General features: G+C 64.0%; 13 protein-coding genes, 3 tRNA genes and 2 pseudogenes. 13 read left to right on the forward strand and 5 right to left on the reverse strand.

Features of this window, described 5'->3' with window-relative positions; all coding sequences use genetic code 11:
- Positions 1-75: 75 nt before the first annotated feature.
- The gene (gene rarD / locus AC2W7L_RS16165; RefSeq protein WP_486005262.1) at positions 76-990 is read right to left on the reverse strand and encodes an EamA family transporter RarD; all 915 of its coding nucleotides are present in this window, start codon (positions 988-990) and stop codon (positions 76-78) included.
- 180 nt (positions 991-1,170) lie between these two features.
- On the opposite strand from rarD, the gene AC2W7L_RS16170 reads away from it, so the two are divergent.
- Positions 1,171-2,589: an FAD-dependent oxidoreductase gene (locus AC2W7L_RS16170; RefSeq protein ID WP_486005263.1), complete on the forward strand. Its 1,419-nt coding sequence runs from the start codon at positions 1,171-1,173 to the stop codon at positions 2,587-2,589.
- 313 nt (positions 2,590-2,902) lie between these two features.
- Positions 2,903-3,847: a GTP pyrophosphokinase gene (locus tag AC2W7L_RS16175; protein ID WP_486005264.1), complete on the forward strand. Its 945-nt coding sequence runs from the start codon at positions 2,903-2,905 to the stop codon at positions 3,845-3,847.
- A 75-nt stretch (positions 3,848-3,922) separates the two neighbouring features.
- Here AC2W7L_RS16175 and AC2W7L_RS16180 read toward each other — a convergent pair whose 3' ends face one another.
- Positions 3,923-4,414, reverse strand: coding sequence for a YajQ family cyclic di-GMP-binding protein (locus tag AC2W7L_RS16180; RefSeq protein ID WP_486005265.1), 492 nt, complete (start codon positions 4,412-4,414; stop codon positions 3,923-3,925).
- A 160-nt stretch (positions 4,415-4,574) separates the two neighbouring features.
- On the opposite strand from AC2W7L_RS16180, the gene AC2W7L_RS16185 reads away from it, so the two are divergent.
- A tRNA-Tyr gene (locus tag AC2W7L_RS16185) sits at positions 4,575-4,656 on the forward strand.
- Between the two features lie 293 nt (positions 4,657-4,949).
- A complete protein-coding gene (locus AC2W7L_RS16190) occupies positions 4,950-5,501 on the forward strand; it encodes a DnaJ family domain-containing protein (RefSeq protein WP_486005266.1) in 552 nt (183 codons plus the stop codon).
- Positions 5,502-5,599: 98 nt separating this feature from the next.
- Here the strand turns inward: AC2W7L_RS16190 and AC2W7L_RS16195 are convergent, their stop codons facing one another.
- Together AC2W7L_RS16195 and AC2W7L_RS16200 are read right to left on the reverse strand one after the other, a co-directional pair.
- Positions 5,600-6,814: a M20 metallopeptidase family protein gene (locus AC2W7L_RS16195; RefSeq protein WP_486005267.1), complete on the reverse strand. Its 1,215-nt coding sequence runs from the start codon at positions 6,812-6,814 to the stop codon at positions 5,600-5,602.
- A gap of 64 nt (positions 6,815-6,878) precedes the next feature.
- Complete coding sequence (locus AC2W7L_RS16200; protein ID WP_486005268.1) at positions 6,879-8,051, reverse strand: hypothetical protein; 1,173 nt, start codon at positions 8,049-8,051, stop codon at positions 6,879-6,881.
- A gap of 149 nt (positions 8,052-8,200) precedes the next feature.
- Here AC2W7L_RS16200 and AC2W7L_RS16205 point away from each other — a divergent pair, with 149 nt between their 5' ends.
- The 3 genes from AC2W7L_RS16205 to AC2W7L_RS16215 all read left to right on the forward strand — a co-directional run bounded on the left by AC2W7L_RS16205 (position 8,201) and on the right by AC2W7L_RS16215 (position 9,309).
- Complete coding sequence (locus AC2W7L_RS16205) at positions 8,201-9,001, forward strand: glycerophosphodiester phosphodiesterase (RefSeq protein WP_486005269.1); 801 nt, start codon at positions 8,201-8,203, stop codon at positions 8,999-9,001.
- 134 nt (positions 9,002-9,135) lie between these two features.
- Positions 9,136-9,208: transfer RNA gene (locus AC2W7L_RS16210), tRNA-Thr, on the forward strand.
- Between the two features lie 27 nt (positions 9,209-9,235).
- A tRNA-Met gene (locus AC2W7L_RS16215) sits at positions 9,236-9,309 on the forward strand.
- Positions 9,310-10,227: 918 nt separating this feature from the next.
- Here AC2W7L_RS16215 and AC2W7L_RS16220 read toward each other — a convergent pair.
- A pseudogene (locus AC2W7L_RS16220) lies at positions 10,228-10,715 on the reverse strand (FBP domain-containing protein).
- A 523-nt stretch (positions 10,716-11,238) separates the two neighbouring features.
- Between AC2W7L_RS16220 and AC2W7L_RS16225 the strand changes: the two are divergent.
- From AC2W7L_RS16225 to AC2W7L_RS16250, 6 genes and pseudogenes are all read left to right on the forward strand, one after another.
- Positions 11,239-11,508, forward strand: coding sequence for a hypothetical protein (locus AC2W7L_RS16225; protein ID WP_486005270.1), 270 nt, complete (start codon positions 11,239-11,241; stop codon positions 11,506-11,508).
- Between the two features lie 333 nt (positions 11,509-11,841).
- Positions 11,842-12,444: a TetR-like C-terminal domain-containing protein gene (locus AC2W7L_RS16230; protein WP_486005271.1), complete on the forward strand. Its 603-nt coding sequence runs from the start codon at positions 11,842-11,844 to the stop codon at positions 12,442-12,444.
- 64 nt (positions 12,445-12,508) lie between these two features.
- Positions 12,509-13,969 (forward strand): MFS transporter, encoded by a 1,461-nt coding sequence (locus AC2W7L_RS16235; protein ID WP_486005272.1) that lies wholly within the window; start codon positions 12,509-12,511, stop codon positions 13,967-13,969.
- A 572-nt stretch (positions 13,970-14,541) separates the two neighbouring features.
- A pseudogene (locus AC2W7L_RS16240) lies at positions 14,542-15,342 on the forward strand (amidohydrolase family protein); the annotation flags it as partial.
- Positions 15,339-16,868: an amidase gene (locus AC2W7L_RS16245; protein WP_486005273.1), complete on the forward strand. Its 1,530-nt coding sequence runs from the start codon at positions 15,339-15,341 to the stop codon at positions 16,866-16,868. The pseudogene AC2W7L_RS16240 and the gene AC2W7L_RS16245, both read left to right, overlap by 4 nt.
- A gap of 77 nt (positions 16,869-16,945) precedes the next feature.
- On the forward strand, positions 16,946-18,136 hold the full coding sequence (locus tag AC2W7L_RS16250) for a M20 metallopeptidase family protein (RefSeq protein ID WP_486005274.1): 1,191 nt from the start codon (positions 16,946-16,948) through the stop codon (positions 18,134-18,136).
- Positions 18,137-18,353: the final 217 nt, after the last annotated feature.

The following is an 18,353-nucleotide window of genomic DNA, read 5'->3' on the forward strand; positions in this document are numbered from 1 at the left end:
TCCCAGCAACCTCGCGCGAGGTTGCTGAGCCGCCGTCAGGTAGTAATGGAGGGGTGCTGCGGGGTCGGGGCAGGGTCAGGAGCGGCGTCGGCTGTGGCGGATCATGTCCGTGCACAGCAGGACCACGGCGATCCAGATGACGAAGAAGCCGACCCAGCGGGTCGTTGACATCATCTCTCCGAGCACCGTGACGCCGAGGGTGAATTGGATGGTCGGGGTGAGGTATTGGAGCATGCCCACCCAGGACAGGGGGATGCGGCGGGCGGCGGCGCTGAAGAGGATGAGCGGGATCGCGGTGGCCGGGCCGGTGATGATGATGACGAAGACGTGCCAGCCGCCGAAACCGGTGAACGTCTGCAGTCCCAGCGAGCCGAGGAAGATGAGGTAGATCGCCGAAGGCACGGCGAGGACGAGGCTTTCGACGGCCATGCCCTCGAGCGCGCCGACACGGCTGCCGACCTTGTTCTTCACCAGTCCGTAGAGTCCGAACGACAGGGCAACGGTGAATGCGAGATAGGGGACGCGGCCGAGGCCGATGCCGACGATGATGACGGCGAGCAGGCCGAAGCCCACGGCGGTCCACTGCAGCGGGCGCAGCTTCTCGCCGAGGAAGATGACGCCGAGTCCGATGGAGATGAGCGGGTTGAGGTAGTAGCCCAGGGAGATCTCGACGAGTTGGTTGGTTTCGACCCCGTAGATGAATGTCGTCCAGTTGATGGCGATGAGTACGGATGCCAGAAGCAGGAGGCCGAAGAGCCGCGGTGAGCGCAGAATCTGCCAGGTGCGGAGGAATCCGCCGGTGAAGACGAGGAGGATGGCGCAGAAGCCCAGCGACCAGATGACTCGGTGGGAGACGAGTTCGAGGGCGCCGGTGGGGGCCGCGGCGGCGAAGAGCAACGGCATCACACCCCACAGCAGGTAGGCGGAGAATCCGTTGATCAGGCCGGCACGGCGGATTGCGCTCTCATCGGGGGCAGGGTTCTGGCTCACAAGCTTCAGTCTAATGAGGGCGGGTAGCCGGGGGAGACGTCCGGGCCGCGGTGAGACGAGGCCAGGTGGAGGGCTGTCGTCTGGCCGGTCGAACGGCGGTGATGCGAGTTTGGTCACGTCATTGTAAGGATGACCTACATTGACGATAGACTCGGTGGGACTGAAAAGAGAGGTGTGAGAATGACTCGTCCCTTCCGGGTGGCCATCGTCGGCGCCGGTCCTGCTGGGATCTACGCGGCCGATCTCATGACGAAGGCGGAGCGTGATTTCGATCTGAGCATCGATCTCTTCGACCGTCTGCCGACTCCCTTCGGACTCGTCCGCTACGGAGTCGCCCCCGACCACCCGCGGATCAAGGGCATCATCAACGCCCTGATCAAGGTCCTCGACCGAGGCGACATCCGCCTGTTCTCCAACGTCGAGTACGGAGTCGACCTCCACCTCGAAGAGCTCACCGACCGCTATGACGCGGTGATCTTCTCCACCGGCTGCTTCGTCGATGCCGCACTCGATCTGCCCGGCATCGATCTTCCCGGATCCTATGGTGCCGCTGACTTCGTCAACTGGTACGACTCGCATCCTGACGTCTCGCAGTCCTGGCCGTTGGACGCCGAACGCGTCGCCGTCATCGGCAACGGCAATGTCGCCCTCGACGTCGCCCGTGTGCTGGCGAAGCAGGCCGACGATATGCACACCACGGAGATCCCCGACCACGTGTATGAGGGGCTGAAGTCCTCGAAGGTCACCGACGTCCACATCTTCGGTCGCCGCGGACCCGCCCAGGCGAAGTTCACCCCGTTGGAGCTGCGTGAGCTCGGCGCCGTCAAGGACGTCGACCTCATCGTCTACCCGGAGGACTTCGAGTTCGACGAAGGGTCGATGCAGGCGATCGAGTCGAGCAACCAGACCAAACAGGTCGCGAAGACGCTCACGGACTTCACCATGCGCGAACCCACCGGAGCGAAGCGACGCCTCCACCTGCACTTCCTGCACGCACCGGTCGCCATCCTCGGCGAGGACCAGGTGACGGGGCTGCGCACCGAACGCATGGAACTCGACGGCTCCGGCGGTGTCAACGGCACCGGCAGCTTCCACGACTGGGAGATCGATGCGGTCTACCGTGCCGTCGGATACGCGGGCACTCAGCTGCCGCAGCTGCCTTTCGACGATCGCAAGCGTGTGATCCCGAACCACGAAGGACGCGTCGTCGACTCCGCTGATCAGTCGCAGGCCGCCGAGGCAGACGTCGTTCAGGGTGTCTACACCACCGGATGGATCAAGCGCGGCCCCGTCGGCCTCATCGGCCACACGAAGGGCGATGCGCTCGAGACCATCGGCCACATCCTCGACGACCGTGCCGCCGGGGTGCTCACCGATCCGGTGTACCCGGACGAATCGGCCATCGTCGAACTCCTCGAATCCAAGGGCGTCGACTACGCCGATTGGGAGGGCTACCACCGCGTCGAATCGGCCGAGAAGGCCGCCGGCGAGGTCGAAGGCCGTGAGCGGATCAAGCTCGCCACCCGTGAGGCGATGCTCGCCGAGGCGCGCGGACACGTCACCGCCGAATCCGTCGGCCAGCCCTGCGCAGGCAACTGAAAAGTTCAAAGCAGTTCGCGCCGTTCGAGCGCCATGCATGACTGCGGCGCCTCTAGGGGCGGAGGCACCCGCACCGTCAGTGCTGTGCCCTACACCTCGCGACATATCCTCCACTCCGGTGGCCACCAGGCACCGGCAGTGACTTCTCTTCCCGATGCAACGGGTGGACGAGTCGCTGCCGGCGTCTGATGCTTCCACCGCGTAGAGTCGGAGACGTCCAGACTACGCCAGCGCACACCAAGTCACGCCCGCGCGCAGCAGATCGCACCAGCGAGCGTGGACCATTGCGCTGAAGGCCGGCAGGGGAGACCGCGTGAGAAACGAATCGCAGCTCAAGACGATCGTCGAACGTGCCTATGCCGAACGGCTCAACGCTTGGCAGACGGCGGCGGTGCGGATCAAACACTGGCTGACCGAACAGCAGAAGGGCCTGCTCAAGGACAAGGACATCTCCCGCCTCGACGTCGACGGTCATCGGATCAAGGACGCGGCACGGACCCTGGCGAAGCTGACGGAGAAGACCGACGACGATCCGGATCTGACGATCACCTCCGCCGAGGATGTCGAAGACCAGATCCGCGACATCGTCGGCGTCAAGGTGCTGTGCAAATCACCGCGTGATCAGTCGATGATGTTCGCCGCGCTGCGCGATCCCGATCAGCTGGGCGCGTTCGAACTCATCGAGTGGAAAGACTATACGGACCCGCCGAAGGCCAGCGGCTATCGCGCCTGCCACGTCATCCTGCGCATCCCGTCTGACCAAGGGCCGCCGGTCTTCGCCGAGATCCAGGTCAAGACCCGGCTCCAGGACGCCTGGAGCGAACTGACCCATGAGGACATGTACAAACCCGGCGCTGCGATGAAGCCGAGCAAGCTGCACGGCGAGTTCGCCCGTGCCATGGCGAACATGCTCGCGACCGTCGATGACATGGCCGATACCCTGGCCGTCGAGCTCACCGCGCTGACGAACCCGGAACCCGTCGTCGAGCTCGACGAACTGCGGGAACAGGACACGGGCATCGCGTCCGGGTCCGCGCGACCGGCCCGAAATACGCGCTCGCCGTCGACGGCTCGGGACGGCAGGGTCTCATCCCAGCCTTCGCCATCCGTCGCCTCAGCGGCCAGAAGGGCACCATCAAGGTCAACGATTTCATCCACCTCGACGATCGCCTCCGGGCCAGTGTCGAAGAGGACTCGAAGGGTCTGTACTACATCCCGCTCGAGCTCCCCGAACACTGACCCGCTTCTTGCGGGCTAGGACGTCAGGGGAGATGACAACGCCGCCCGGTCCGCGCTCAGGAGCGCGGACCGGGCCGGCGTGGGGTGATCGAGATCAGCGGTAGTTCGTGAACTGCAGGTCGACGTCGAGGTCCTGTCCCTTGAGCAGAGCGATGACTTCCTGCAGGTCGTCACGCTTCTTCGAGCTCACGCGCAGCTCGTCGCCCTGGATCTGGGTCTTGACCCCCTTAGGACCCTCGTCGCGGATGATCTTCGAGATCTTCTTCGCATTGTCCTTGTCGATGCCCTCCTTGAGGGACGCATCGATGCGGTACTCCTTGCCGGAGGGGTACGGCTCTCCGTCCTCCAGGGACTTCAACGAGATTCCGCGCTTGACCAACTTCGACTGGAACACGTCGAGGATGGCCTTGACTCGGTCCTCGCTGTTGGCTTTCAGCTGCACGGCTTCGCCACTCCAGGCGATCGACGCATCGGTGCCGCGGAAATCATAGCGGGAGTTGATCTCCTTCGCGGCCTGATTGAGCGCGTTGTCGGCCTCCTGCCGGTCGACCTTGCTGACGATGTCGAATGAGGATTCGCTGGCCATGAATGCTCCTTAGTCTGCGATCGTTGATGCCCGATGGAAACGGGCTCGGCTGTTGAGTCCGAGTCTAGTCGAGGCCCCGAACTGTGATCTGCGTCTACCGAGTTGGAGATTCGGGTCCGAGCCTTGTATTCTTTTCAGGTGCTCATCGAGCGCTGACTGCGGCAGATTGCCCGAGCGGCCAAAGGGAGCTGACTGTAAATCAGCCGGCATTGCCTTCATAGGTTCGAATCCTATATCTGCCACGCAGAAGGAAGCGGCCCCGTGACTTGTGGAAACACAAGACGCGGGGCCGCTTTCGTTGTCTCGCGGCACGACGTCGGGAAAATGGGTCGCATTCGGACATCTGCGCAAAAATCTAGGTCAGCATCGGACCTTTCCAGCCCCGGAGAATATCCGATGGTGACCTAATTTTTGGGCAGCGGTCGATCGCATTGAAGTCCTTGCGGACCGCGTGCCGCGACGCCTACCGTGTGAGGACATGACGCGGATCAGGACGTCGGTCGCGACCCGGATCCGCCCGAGGAGAGGCGAGACGATGAGCGAGGATCCGAGTGACGAAGAATCGCCTCAGCGCTTGAATTCGCTCGAGGACCGCAACGCTGTCGTCGAATCCGCTCTCGACCGAGCTATCAAGCGCGGGGACTTCGACGATCTGCCGGGCCTCGGCAAACCGCTGACCGGTCTGCACGGCTCATCCGATCCCGACTGGTGGATCAAGCAGAAGATGGATTCCGAGGGCATCAACGGTGTCGCTCCGGCCGCCTTCCAGCTGCGCAAGGAGAACGCCGTCCTCGAGGACACCGTCGACGCCTTCACCGAAGAATCTGACGTCCGCGACTACCTCGCCGGCTTCAATGCCCGGGTGCGGGAAGCCGTGATGGATCTGCGCGAGGGCCCGCCCGTGTTCACTCCGCCCCGCGACGTGGAGAAGGAGGTCGCCGCATGGCGGCGGCGTCGGAATGCGAAGAAGAACGACTCCGTCACCGAGGCGGAACCGGGGGATCCCGAGGCGGAACCGGAAGATCAGCCCGCCGATCCGGAGTCGGTGGGCTCACCTCGGCGATGGTGGAATCGTTTCCGTCGCTGATGCGGGATCGGGCATCGGCCGCCACACCAACTGAAGTCCGCCGCGCACGTCGCACCGCGTGACGCCGCACCGCGTGACGCCGCACCGCACGCTTGCGGCTAGTCCGTGTGCGTCTCCTTCGCCAGGCGTTCGACCGCCAGGTGGGCCAGGAGCGCCGCCTGATCGCCGAGCACCGAATCGTCGAAGATGACGAAGGGGGAGTGGTTGTTTCCCTGTCGTTCCGCGGGAACGTCCGTGCGTTCGGCCCCGAACATGAGGTACGTGCCCGGGACTTCGCGGAGGACGAACGAGAAGTCCTCGCTCGGCATGATCGGCTGCTCGAGGAGCTGCACCCGGTCCTCGCCGAGGAAGCCGCGGAGTTCGTCCATCGCCCATGCGGTCTCGTCGGCGTCGTTGACCGTGACCGGATACTGGACGGCGAAGTCGACCTCCGCGGTGCATCCGTGGGCCGCGGCGATGCCATCGGCCAGCTGCTTCGACCGGGTGCGGACGATGTCGAGTGATTCGTCGGACAGCGTACGCACGGTCGCGCCCATGGTCGCCGAGGCGGGGATGACGTTGATCGCGTCCGAGGCGTGCAGCTGGGTCACGGACATCGCGATCGGGTCGAAGACGTCGATGCGGCGGCTGACCATGTTCTGCAACGCCGTGACGAGTTCGGCCAGGGCCGGCACCGGATCGACCGCGGTCTGCGGTTGGGAACCGTGACCGCCGCGACCGTGAATGGTTACCCGCAGGGTGTTCGACCCCGCCTGCAGAGTTCCCGGCCGGGTGGCGGCCACGCCGCGCGGGCCCGGGAACACATGCGCTCCGAACGCGGCGATCGCCCTCGTGCCGGAGGCGTCGAGCACACCTTCGTCGATCATCAGCGATGCTCCGTTGCAGCCTTCCTCTCCGGGCTGGAACATGAAGACGACGTCCCCGGCCAGCCGGTCGCGATGCGCGTGGAGCAGTCGCGCGGCTCCGACGAGACCAGCCGTATGCAGGTCGTGCCCGCAGGCGTGCATATGTCCGTTCGTCGAGGCGAACGGCTCATCCGTCTCCTCGGTCACCGGGAGAGCGTCCATGTCTCCGCGCAGCAGCACCGCTGGAGCGGCGGCCGGCCTGTTCGGGTGCGATCCGCGCAGGACGGCCACCACCGAGGTGGTGCCCACACCCGTGGTCACCTCGAGATCGAGCCCAGACAGGGCGTCGAGGACCGCCGCCTGCGTGCGGGGCAGGTCGAGACCGACCTCTGGGAACGTGTGCAGGGAACGTCGCAGCTCCTGCAGCGCCGGGAGCAGAGCCCGGCCATCGGCGAGCAGATCGTGCATGGTGGCCTTTCCGGTGGGAAGTCAGCGTCGTCGGGGCGAGGGCCCCTGGCAGTCGGCAGAGTGGTCAGAGCAGGCTGACGAGCACGCTGGCGATGACGACGGAGCCGGCCGACACCGAGGTGAAGCCTCCGACGAGCATGGGCGGAAGCATGACATTGAGCAGCGCTTCTTTCTCATCGTCGTCGCGGGCGATGGACCGGGCGACCTCATTGGTGAGCAGATAGTCGGCCGGGAAGCCGTACATCGCTGTCAGCGCCACCGACATTCCCAGCGGGGCCTTCCAGCGCAGCAGCTTCGTAGCGACGAAGCCGCCGATGACGATGCCGGCACCGCCGACGACGAGGATGGTGATCGTCGGCAGGAACGCGTTGATGACGTCCCGCACGGACGCGGAGACCAGCGGGGCCATGACGATCGCGATGACGCCGGCCATGGCGACGCCGAAGGAGTTCGACCGCTCCATGGCTTTGTCCGGTGAGAGGCCGATCGCGGCCGCGGCGATGCCGAGCAGGAGGGCGAGGATCGAGGACGGGATGTGCGTGGGCACGGCCAGCAGCGTTGCGATCGATCCGCCGACGAGGATGAGGAAGAGCATGAACAGCTGATTGTCGACGAGGAAGGACGGCAGGGTCACGAGCTTCTTCTTCTGCGCGGCCTCCTCTTCCTCCTCGTGATGGGCGGCGGCGAGCTCGTGGAGTTCGCCGCTGTCGCGCAGCTTCGTCGCATAGCGGCGGAGCAGGAAGTTCGTCAGCGGCATCGACGGCAGGGATTGGAGCATGAGCACGAGCGCGGGGAGGACGATGATCGCCGAGGCGGCCCCCTGAGCCGTGAGCCCCTCGGTCGTCAGGCTGGTGGCGACGATGCCGCCGGCCAGCGGTCCGGAACCGGCGACGAATGTGTCGAAGCCGAAGATCGGGGCGACGACTGCGAGGATGAGGAGGACGGCGACGAGCATGCCCGAGACGGCGATGATCACCGAACGCCACTGCTTGGCCATCACCCGCAGCGGGATGAGCGTGCCCATATGGAACAGCAGCGGAGCGACGAGGATCGTGTAGATCTGCACGAGCATCGAATCGTCGACGATCGACTCCGGAACGATGCCGATCTTGGCGAAGACGAAGATGCCGAGCATCGCGACCAACAGACTGGGGATCCGCGCTTTCGACCAGATCGAGACCAGCTCGCCGAGAGCGATGAAGGCGAGGACGATTGCGGCAGCGAAGATGGCTTCCATGGACGATCCTTACAGTCATTGAGTGAACCAGCTCACAAGATACTACGTCGCGGGCCGCGCTCGGAGGTTTCGGCGAGATTTCCTGATAGCCGGGACCCGACCGTTGCGGCGGGGCGACGGTCATCGAGGGCAGGGCATAGGCTGAAGGCATGAGTTTTCTGCAGTTCCTCCACGAACGAGGCATCGTTGAACGTCCCGGCGCGGGGCGCCGGCCGCTGGTGATCGCGCACCGAGGGTATTCGGCGGTCGTGCCCGAGAACAGTTTGGCCGCGGTCGATGCCGCGCGAGCCCTCGGCGTCGACCTCATCGAGGTCGATACCTCGACGAGCGCCGACGGGGTTCCCGTGATCCTGCACGATGCGGATCTGGACCGGACCACCAACCGCAAGGGCCCCGTGGCCGGCCTGACCGCCGAGGAGCTGTCGTTCGTCGACGCGGGATCATGGATGGGCCCCGGATTCCACGGAGTGCGGATCCCCACCTTGGCCGCCGTGATGCGCGACATCCAGCACCGAGGCGGCGAACTCCTGCTCGAACTCAAGGGGGAGTGGTCCTCCGGTGCGGTGGCGCGGATCGCCGAACTCGTCGTCGAGACCGGCATCGCCGACCGCATGATCGTCCAATCGTTCAATATCGAAACGCTTGAGACCTGTCGGGATATGCTGCCGATGGCGGCTCGCTTCCTGCTGCGCATGGTTCCCAAGCCCGAGGACATCGAGATCGCTCGCGAACTCGGAGCGGTGGCGATCAATCCTTCGTACAAGGGATTCACGATGCGCAGATCGGTGGTCACCGAGATCATGGACAACGACCTCGGCGTCTTCGTCTGGACTGCTGACGAGATGAACGAGTGGCGGGAGCTCCTCACCGCCGAGGTCGACGGGATCATCACCAATCATCCCGGCCGTCTGCAGGGCTTCCTAGCCGGGAGATTCGACCCTGTGAAGTAGTCGCCTTCGCTGGTGGGAGCGGTGATCGTGGGGCCCGACAGTTTGAGCGCGAGCCGGAGACGAACTCTTGTGAGCGACGTCACCGAATCCCGATTTGCCCCGGCCGCGCAAACCCGTGTAGATTCTTACCTGTTGCCCCGATAGCTCAGTCGGCAGAGCATCTCCATGGTAAGGAGAAGGTCAAGGGTTCGATTCCCTTTCGGGGCTCTCGTGCCGCCTCAAATGCGGCGCTGGGGCGGGGTAGCTCAGCTGGTTAGAGCGCACGACTCATAATCGTGAGGTCGGGGGATCGAGTCCCCCTCCCGCTACCGACAAGCCCCTCACCAGGGATTGAGTCCCGGTGAGGGGCTATTTTTCTTCCCGATTCCCGACGCCTATGCGGGGTTAATGATCAAAATGTGTGTATAGCAGCGGCGTGTCCTGCCCGTTGTTCTCACCGTGACCGGCCACCCCAGCCTTTCCGAATGCCGTTACCGTCCTCGACACTGAACCCGGTCCCATATAGCCGGTTCGTCTCTTCCCTGCCGGTCTCGGGCTTGTCCCGACTGGTCGTTGTCGGTCGACTGTCCAGGCGTCGGCTGTGACAAAGGTCCACGGATCCTTCGGTGCTTCGGTCCGCAGGTACAGCAGCCAATCGACCCCACGACGGGCATGATCGATCGATAGTCCACGGTGAGCACGGAGGAAGTCCTTGATCGCCTTGTTCGGGCCTCCTTCTAACGCGCTCGTCGCCCGCGCTACCACTAACCCTGTGTCGGCGAGTTCCAGCCACGTGAACAAGTGCTTGTCTGTGATGAGTTCAGACAGGAGCTTCCATGCCCGCCGGGTACGGATATGGGTGTACCACCACTTCTGCCACGGCCGCACATGCGCCGGTCGGGGTGCCCCAGACTTCGCATACGTGCGGTGTTTGAGGAACGATTCCCATTCGGCTTCCCAGGATGCGAAAGCCGCCGTCCAGGACGCAGCCTCGTCAAGGGTGCGGATCTTCGGCGGGGCCGTGTACAGATGCAGCAGATCCCGGTTCGCTGGCAGGCGTGGACGCCTGGTTAAGTGCTTATGCCCGGCCTGACGGATATGAAAATAGCAGGGGACTGATGCTGGGCTCGTCGTTGAGGGCATGGCAATAGGGTAGCGGATGCAACGTAGGCCCCCTCCGTGGTTACGGCGGGAGCCTACGTTGTTTCATGGCGGGATCGTCGTTGCCCGACAGGCCCAAGTGGCGACTATTTTTCGCCTAGCACTCTCTTGACGAAGCTGGTGGCACGCTCGTTTAGTTTCTCGACGCGCATTGACACATTGGCTTCGAAGTCATTGTGACCTTCGACTGCGCGAGGAGGATTCCTGACGATCTCGGAACACTCGAAATTGCCGTGTATGAGCGTCCCGAGCGAATTGCCGTTTCGTCCCGACGGCCCGGCCTTCTTCGCTGTGAACATCCGTACGCCGGTGGTCTCGTGCAAGTCCTCACACCAACTGCACATCGCTTGCGACTTTGCCATGGGCACTGCCCTGAGCATCAGTCCGCGTGGGACGTCGTCCACGGGGAGACGATATAGGCCCGTTGAGGAATTTTCGCATCAGCCCAACCAAAGTATTCGAGTTCCGCCCACTCGATCTCAGCGAGATTGGGCGGCAGTGTGATCTTTTCCACTTCGCGGCGAGAGGTGTTGATAAAGGACTTCTTAATCTGAGTGGCATTGAGTTGCTGCATGACTGGCTTTCTCTGATTTCAGTAGTTGCCTGAAGTTGAAAAGCCGTGAAGCCGGTGCAGTTTAGCCTTCGCGCAATCTTGCGGGCAGCTCTTTGGGGGTGCTGGTGGACTTTGTTCGCACCAAGCATGACCGGTGAACGCGAGTGGCTAACTGAGAATGGTTAGCTTGGCTATCAGCTACGGCAACAGGGAATGGGTAGAAGCTAGGTCGACTGTGCTTAGGCACAAGTCACCTATCACCCGACTGGCTGTGAAAGCGGAGTTCGGGTGATTCTAGGGCAGTAGGACTAGAAGCAGGCCACGAAGGCCACCATTCCCTTCTTCCTGAGATTCCAGGTGGTTCGGCGAAAGTTCTCGAGTTTGACTATATCCAAGTCCGCGGCACGGGTACAACAAAACCCTGACGCGTACTGCTGGCGCCGATGCTTTCCGAGCGAAGTCTGTGCTAGCTCAGGTCGCGTCCATCCGTGTCCGGTTCGGCGTTTGGCTGTGGGCGAAGCACGGCGGATGCACAATAGAACACATGATCGAATATGAGGACTACGGCACAGCCACTTGGCGGTACTGGCAGAAGATCCGCAACGACGCCGGCGCCCGCGGTTCCTACCGGGACCGCCCGCCGATGTCGGTGCGTGCTCGTGTCGTGTTCGAGCGTGACGGTGAAGTGTGGCTCGACGGCACGGCGTCGCGCCTCGGGTTCGATGGTGCGATCTTCGTTGAGCTCCATGACCGTCGCCTGCAAACGGTGGGTGCGTGGTTGCCGCCGGTTGATGTGTGGTGGCCGGGGAAGTGATGCGCTTACGATGCGCATTGGGTGGAAGTCGGCGAGACTCGCATTGTCGGGGGATTCGTGCTTTTCTCGTGCATCGTTCCTGGGCACACGGTCATTTCATATGCTTTCATGGTCTTTCATGTCCGCTCTGGTTTCGACCAGATTGGAATCGCGAGGTCGGGGGATCGAGTCCCCCTCCCGCTACTTCAAAAGCTCCCCACCGGACCAAATGGCCATGGTGGGGAGCTTTTCTCATGCCCGAAACCGTCCGACTTCGAGGGTCGGCTCTTTGGCTTCATTCCGAAACGAAACGTTGTGTTGCGGAATTGTTGTGACGTATGTAATGCTCTGAATATGACTGAGATCACAACAAAGGGTAGGCCCCTCGACGACGACCTGACCCGAAGTGTTCTCGCAGCCGTTCGCTCGCAGCTCGAAGACTCCGGATTCGTAAATCTCAACATCGAGAAGATCGCTTCGGCCGTGGGATGCGGCAAGACGACGATCTACAGAAGGTGGCCGACCAAACCTCAGCTCGTTGCGGCCGCCATCGTCGACGGACTCAAGCTCGGCGATATGCCGGACACCGGTGACGTCGTCGAAGACCTCGTCGAACATGCGTGGCAGAATCTCGAAAACTTCCGCCGGTCGAAGGATGAGGCAAAGAACAATGGGCTGCTGTTGGCGATGTTCAACATGGACGTCATCCCGATAATCTCCGATTCCTTCATGAAGGTTCGCCACGCCATGGGACGCGAAATCCTCTCCAGGGCGGTCGAGCGCGGTCAGTTGAGCGACGAGGTGGATCAGGACGTCATCATCGACACTCTCGCCGGCTTCACCCTCTTCCGCATCACGCTCAAGCCGGACCTGAAGGCTCATGACGACGAAGAGCTCAGGGGCACCTACCGCAGCCTCGTCCGTTCGCTCATCGGGCGAGTACCGGAGCCCCGCTGACCACACCCCTTCGCGACGACCAAGCAGTTGCCGCGCCAAACCGAAGCACCGCGAAAGGACCACAATGACCGTCACCGAGTCAGGGCTGGCCGGAAGGTCGAACAAGCGAATCCTCGCCGTCGTCGGATTCCTCGTCTTCGTCGAATTCTCCAGCGGATTCCTCCAGGGGTACTACCTGCCGCTGCTCGACGCAGTGCGCGACCACCTCGGCGTCTCCGATGCGTCCATCGCCTGGTTCATCACCGTGCAGACCCTCGCCGCGGGAGTCTGCGTCCCGATCCTGTCCAAGCTCGGGGACATCTTCGGCCACCGCCGCATTCTGCGCATCGGCATCGTCACCGTCCTCATCGGCACCGTGCTCGTCGCTTTGGCCCCCAGCTATCCTTTGGTCCTGCTGGGTCGTGTCCTGACCGGACCTATCGCTGTCTGGCTGCCTCTGGAATTGGCCATCGTCCACAACCAGATCCAAGGCGAGACCGCACGTCGTGCGATCGGCATGCTCATCTCCGCCCTGACGATCGGCGCTCTGATCGGATCGCTTGCCGCCGGGTTGTCCTCCTCCCTGCTGCCGTCGATGGCTGCTCAGCTGATGGTCCCGGTTGTCATGGTCGCCATCTCGGCCGTCTTCGTCTACACGCTCGTCCCTGAGTCGACCGCGCGCACCTCACCGGTCATCGACTGGCTCGGCTTCATCCTGCTTGCGCTGTTCATGCTGGCACTCCTTGCCGGAATCAAGGTCGTGACCTCACAGGTGGGCCTCGGTGCCGCACTCATCGCTGCTGCGATCGTCCTCATCGGGGTCTTCGTCTGGTGGGAGCTGCGCACCGGCTCTCCCGCACTCAATCTGCGTGTGCTCACCTCGAACCGCCTCTGGCCGGTGTACGTCACCTCGTTCCTCTTCGGAATGGTCCTCTTCGGAACCCAGAGCATCACGACGACCTTTCTCGCAGGCCGACCGGAACTGGTCGGATACGGGTTCGGACTCAGCGCCGGAACGATCTCCCTGACCAATGGGACGAACATGCTCCTCGCCGCCATCGGCGCCGCTGTCTACGCCTACATTGCGAAAGGCATCTCGCTCAAGGGCGTTCTCATCCTCGGCTCGGGGACGATTGCGATCTCCCAGCTGCTCCTCATCGTCGGCCATGCTTCGTTGCCGCTGGTCATCGTCGGCATCGCCCTCGCCGGCTTCGGGTCCGGACTGCTCCTCGGCGGCCTCCCCGCCGCGACCACCGAGGCTTCTCCCGCCGACGAGACGGGAATCGCCACCGGTGTGTACAACTCCGTCAAGACACTCGGGGGAGCCCTGGCCGGAGCTGTCTTCGCTCTCATCCTCGGACTGTTCGTCATCCCCGAAGCCGGGGCCTCCGGAGTGGAAGGCTACATCTCCATCTGGGTGATCTGTGCAGCTGCTACGGGCCTCTGCCCAGTGCTCCTCGCCCTCATCCGACCTGAGAAGAAGCCGGCCGTGCCGACCTCGGCCCCAGTTACCACAGCAGCCGACCAGACGTCACAAAGCGTGTGAAAGTAGCCAGACCGCATCGTCAGCCGACCGATCAGACCAGCGCTCATCGCTAACGAGCGCCCCACCACCGAAAGGAACACCATGTCCACTGCCCAGCTCCCGTCTACCATCCCCGGCGCCGACCACCTGCTGCTGCGGGGGGCCACTCTCATCGACGGCACTGGGGAAGCCCCGGTCGCCGCTGCCGAGATCGAGGTCAGGGACGGGCGGGTGGTCTATTCAGGACCGGCACGTGAGACCGCACCCGCCGGTGCCACGCTCGTCGATCTGAGCGGAAAGACGATCCTGCCCGGGTTCATCGACGCCCACGTCCACTTCGGAATGTCGATCGAGGATCAGCCTGCCGACGCGGGCCGCTTCGAGTCAGAACGAACTTTCAGAGCAGCGCTCAATGCCCGGAAGACGCTCATGGCCGGAGTGACCACGGCCCGCGACCTCGGCGGACTCGACCGCGGCTACCGCGATGCGATCGCGGCCGGACTCATCCAGGGTCCGCGCACCCATCTAGCCCTCGTACCACTGTCGCCGACCGGGGGACACACAGACTTCACGATGCCCAACGGGCGTGCGGTGCCGATGCACATGCCGGTCGACCCGATCATCGACACGACGACGATGTGCGGCGGACGATTCGCCTCCTGGTCCGGAGCGGAGCCGACGTCATCAAGGTCTGCACGACAGGAGGCGTATCCAGCCCGTCGGACACCCCCGATGACATCGGCGTCCCCGAAGAACACGTGCGACTCATCGTCGCCGAGACAGCGAAGCGAGCCGGACAGCCCGTCGCTGCACATGCCCAAGGTGCCGAAGGCATCAAAGCCGCCATCCGCGGCGGTGTGAGGTCTGTCGAACACGGCTACGGAATCGACGATGAGGGCATCGACCTCATGCTCGAGCACGGAACCTTCCTCGTCCCGACCCTCAGCAGCGCCCTGCGTGTGCCCGACCCGGCAGCGGTTCCCGGCTACCTGTATGAGAAGAAGGTGAAGTGGTCGGCAATCGCCCGCGAGCGCGTCGCCGCCGCACTGGCAGCCGGAGTCAAGGTCGCACTCGGCACCGATTCGGGCGTCTGCCCGCACGGTGAGAACCTCCGCGAACCCGTCCACGCGGTCGAGCTCGGCCTGACGCCGATGCAGTCGATCGTCGCCGGAACGAAGAACGCCGCCGAACTGCTCCGCCTCGACTCCGACCTGGGAACCCTCGAAGAGGGCAAGCTCGCGGACTTCATAGTCATCGACTTCGACCCGCTCGAGGACATCACTCCGCTGGCGACTCCGGACAACGTCAAGGTCGTCGTGCAGGGTGGGGCAGTGGTCAAGGACACCGCAGCATGGTTCGATTCGGCACCTGTCCGGCCACGGCTGGCACAATGACCACGCAGACACCCGCCATGGCCCTGGACCTGACGGCGCAGATCGCGCAGATCAGGTCCGGGACCGAAACGGCCGAGGCACATCTCGCTGCCTCGTTCACCGTTGCCGATGAGGTGAATGACCGCATCGGTGCGATCCTCGAGCGCTTCGACGACTCCGCGGCGACGGCATGCCGCAGCACTGAGACAGCCGGGGGCGTGCTCGCCGGACTTCCGCTGGGAATCAAGGCGAACATCGCCGTCGCCGAGGCGGTCCCGACTTCACAGAGCCGCGTCTTCGATCCGGGCTTCCACCAGGGCAGGGAGTCAGAGGTCGTCGCCCGCCTAAGACGGGCCGGGGGAGTCATCGCGTACACAACGACGATGGTCGAACACGCTGCCGGTCGCCCTGATCCTGCGCTCGGGTTTCCGATTCCCCGCAACCCCTGGGACCCGACGCGCTGGCCCGGGGGCTCGAGCTGCGGAACGGCGATCGCGATCAGCCTCGGAATCATCTCCGCCGGCCTCGGCACCGACACCTCCGGAAGCTGTCGGATCCCCGCCGCCTACTGCGGCGTCACGGGACTGCGACCGGCCTCCGGTTCGCTGCCGATGGACGGCATCATGCCGGCCGCGCCGAGCCTCGACATCGTCGGCCCCATGGCCAGAAGCGCCAGGGACTGCCGTCTGCTCCTCGAAGTGATGCTCAGCCAATCCGTCGGCTCCTCACGAGGCGGTCAGACACCGCGGGTCCTCGTTCCGCGGCAGGTCGTCGACTCGCCCCGGATCTCCGCCGAGGTAGCCGCTGCGTTCGATCGTGCGCTGGAGACGCTCAGGACCGTAGGACTCGAGATTGTCCCTATCGATCTGCCCTATCTCGATCAGCTCATCTCAGCGACGCTGACGATCATGCTCCGCGAGTTGTACGTTGTCCACCGTGATCGCCTGGTCTCGCGCTGGAGAGACTACGGTCGATCCTTTCGTCGGCTCGCCCTCGTCGGTGCGCTGGTCTCGGACGAGGCCTACGCAGCCGCACAGTCCTCGGCTGCGCAGCTGCGGGGACGACTCGAGGACCTCCTCGCCGAGGCCGCCGTGCTTGCGCTTCCGACCTGGCCCTCGTCCGCGCCGCCCTATGTGTTCAGAGGTGGAACACCGCAGGACGAGTGGAATCTGACCGCTGCCTTCTGCGCCTCCGGAAACCCGGCACTGGCCGTGCCGATGGGCTTCGACGATGCGGGACTGCCGTTGTCATTGCAACTCGTCGGGTCCACATCGGATAGAACGGGTACGCAGGCCGCGACGGACGGGGAGGACGCGATCCTGAGCGTCGGCGAACTCTTCCAATCGCACACCGATCACCACCTGCGCCTGCCTCACCCGGACCTGGACATCCCGCTGCCACCGATTCCCGACCCTGATGAGGGCGTCGACGAGTACACGAGCGCACCCGAACTGCCCCCGCAGCTCACGGGACTCGGCGTACCCCTGACCCGAGCTGACGAAGTGATGCTCGGCCACCTCGTCGACATGCTGTTCCCACCACCATGAGCCTTGTTCCTCGGGCAGAACGCACAACCTCCGCGACCGCACCGGTCAACGAACCCCAAGAACAGAAAGACACAATTATGACGATCGACTTCACCGCCGAATCCTCAGGTCTGAGCGCGGAACTGCGCGAACTGCGTCGCGATCTCCACCGCAACCCCGAAATCGGCCTCGAGCTGCCATACACACAGAAGCGGATCCTTGCGGCCCTCGAAGGGCTTCCGCTCGAGATCACCCTGGGCAAAGACCTCAGCTCGATCGTCGCGGTGCTGCGCGGCGGACAGCCCGGCCCCACGATCCTGCTGCGCGGGGACATGGACGCCCTGCCTGTCGCCGAGACCACCGGACTCGACTTCGCCTCGGACAACGGTTTCATGCATGCCTGTGGGCACGACCTCCATGTCTCCGGACTCGTCGGCGCAGCAAAGCTGCTCGCTGCCCACCAGGCCGAGCTGCGCGGGACCGTGGCCTTCATGTTCCAGCCGGGAGAAGAAGGCATGGGCGGAGCGAAGATCATGCTCGACGAGGGAATGTTCGAGACCATCGGTCAGACACCCGATGCCGCCTATGCGATCCATGTCGCTCCCGGAGTGCCGGGAACCTTCGTCTCCCGACCCGGCACGATCATGGCCGGTGCGAACACCCTCCACGTGACGATGCACGGCAGAGGCGGACACAGCTCACGACCACAGGACGCCGCCGACCCAGTCCGTCCCATCCTCGAGTTCGGACAGTCCCTCTACTCGATGATCACGGGATCCTTCAGTGTCTTCGACCCCATCGTCGCCGAGATCACCCAGCTCACCGCCGGCACCGCAGTTAATATCATCCCGGAGACCGCGAGCCTCGGCGCCTCGGTGCGCACACTCTCTGCCGAGTCGACGAATAAGTTCCCGGAACTGGCCACCAGGCTCGCCGAATCGATCGCGGCCGCGCATGGATGCCGGGCCGAAGTCGTCTGGAACGAACAGTATCCGGTTACCGTCAACGACGCCGCCGAAGCACAGTTCGTCGCAGACACGCTCACCGATGCGTTCGGCCCCCAGCGATTCGTAGAGGCTCAGGACCCGGTGATGGGGTCCGAAGACTTCTCCTACGTGCTCGAGCAGGTGCCCGGAGCTTTCCTGTTCTTCTTCGTCACCCCGGAGGGGACCGACCCGGAGACCGCTGCGACGAACCATTCGCCGGAGGTGCTCTTCGACGATGCCTACCTGCCGGATCAAGCTGCTGCACTGGCCACGCTCGCGTGGAAGCGGTCGCTGCAGGACTGAAGACCGAGCCCCGGCCTCGACTCTTCACGGGCAGCGGATCACCGAGAACCGGATATCCGCGTGAAGCCTCATTGCAATACCTCTGGGAAACATCCGTGGATTTCGGAGGCCGGGAGGTCTAGGCTCGAAGCGTCCATCGCCCCGAGGAGTTCGGGTCCGAGCTGCTCTCCCCGCAGGATCCGGATGAACAATGGGCCGGCGGAGCGTTCGGTCTCGC

This window comes from Brevibacterium sp. LAARM3_SD1, from assembly GCF_057364765.1.